This is a genomic window from Corallococcus sp. CA049B, assembly GCF_003611685.1.
Lineage (GTDB): Bacteria > Myxococcota > Myxococcia > Myxococcales > Myxococcaceae > Corallococcus > Corallococcus coralloides.
The window spans coordinates 1-1429 of the sequence record NZ_RAWC01000448.1 but is presented as its reverse complement, the minus strand read 5'-3'; the positions used below and the strand labels follow the sequence as shown (position 1 = coordinate 1429).

Genomic DNA, 1429 nt, shown 5'->3' with positions numbered 1-1429 from the left:
GGCATGGGCGGGGGCGAATCCTAACGCGCTCCCGGTGCGTCGGCGGGGCCGGCGGTGCCCCGCGGCCTGGGCGCGTGCCAGTCCCAGTACGGCGGCATCCCGTCGCGGTAGGCGGGGCCGCCCCAGTCACCCCGGTGGCAGTGGGAGCGGTGGTTGCGGGCGAGGCTCGCGAAGCCGGAGGCATAGCCTCCGAGGGCACCCGCGGCGAGGAGGACGACGAGCAGACGGTGGCGCATGGGCAATCTCCAGGAAGAGGGCAGGGGGCTTCAGACGAAGGACGCGGGGCCGTCATCGTTGTGGGGGCGGCCACCCCAGCGGCCGTACCCGCCGCAGCGCCGGCCGTGCCAGCCGCGGCCCTGCCAGCCTTGACCCCAGCCGTGCTCGATGATGTCCGCGAGCTCGCGGCGCTGGTTGGGCTCCAGCGCCTCGTGCACCTGGGACAGGGCGTCCTGCACGGCGTTGCGCAGCGTCTCCAGCGCCACGTCGTGGCGGCTGAACAGCTCGCGCAGCATGGCGCCGTCGAAGTGCTCTCCTCGCAGCGAGCCCGCGAGCGACGTGCGGCTGGGGCCCCACTGGTCCTTCACCTTGGCGAAGGCCTCGCGCACGTTCTCCACCGCCTTCACCATGACCTTCTCCTGGCCGGGGGAGGTCTCCAGCCGCTCGAAGAGCCAGCGCAGCCGGGGGCGCATGCCAAAGCGGCCTCCACGGCCGTAGGCGTAGGCGTGGTGGCCGTAGCGCCCCCGGCGCAGGGTGGCGAAGAGACCGGCGAGGCAGGCGGTACCGAAAATGAATCCGAACATGGTCTTGGCTCCAGGAAGCAGGCGGGCGCCGAACCGGCGGGCCCGTGTCGTTGCTGACGGAGCTCAAGGTAGAGGGCGGGTGTGAAGCCCACGCCCGGCGGCGGTGAAGAAGTGTGAAGGGGTCCGGAATGCCCGCCGGGGCATGGGATGTTCTTCTGCCGGGCCTGTCCCAGTCCGTTGTGTCGGATGAAGGACGGCTTCCGGCAGGATTCCACCCTTGGGAGTGGTGTTCGGGCTGGAAGTGGGTAGAGTGCCCGGCGTGCCGGGGCGGTGTTCGTTCCGGCACCGGTGGAAGGCGCGAGCCTCACACCTGTTCAGAGCAGAGAAAGAGAAGAGACTCACAATGGCATTTGGTACCGTGAAGTGGTTCAACGACGCGAAGGGCTTCGGTTTCATCGCGCAGGACAATGGCGAAGACGTTTTCTGCCACCACACTGCGATCAACATGGATGGCTTCCGCACCCTGGCCGAGGGCCAGAAGGTGGAGTTCGAAGTCACCAAGGGCCCCAAGGGTCTGCAGGCGCAGAACGTTCGCGCCGCCTGAACGAGCTGAACCTTCGACTCACCCCTTGAGGTGAGTCCTCGAAGCCCAGTCTCCCCATGGAGGCTGGGCTTTCGTCTTTCTGGAC

General features: G+C 68.6%; 3 protein-coding genes. 1 reads left to right on the top strand and 2 read right to left on the bottom strand.

Features of this window, described 5'->3' with window-relative positions:
* Nucleotides 1–20: 20 nt before the first annotated feature.
* The gene (locus D7W82_RS39625; protein ID WP_120623181.1) at nt 21–236 is read right to left on the bottom strand and encodes a hypothetical protein; all 216 of its coding nucleotides are present in this window, start codon (nt 234–236) and stop codon (nt 21–23) included.
* A gap of 30 nt (nt 237–266) precedes the next feature.
* Nucleotides 267–800 carry a periplasmic heavy metal sensor gene (locus D7W82_RS39620; protein WP_120623180.1) on the bottom strand — a complete coding sequence of 178 codons (534 nt, stop codon included), beginning with the start codon at nt 798–800 and terminating at the stop codon, nt 267–269.
* Nucleotides 801–1143: 343 nt separating this feature from the next.
* Between D7W82_RS39620 and D7W82_RS39615 the strand changes: the two genes are divergently transcribed.
* Nucleotides 1144–1344 carry a cold-shock protein gene (locus tag D7W82_RS39615; RefSeq protein ID WP_120529680.1) on the top strand — a complete coding sequence of 67 codons (201 nt, stop codon included), beginning with the start codon at nt 1144–1146 and terminating at the stop codon, nt 1342–1344.
* The last annotated feature ends 85 nt before the right edge of the window (nt 1345–1429 follow it).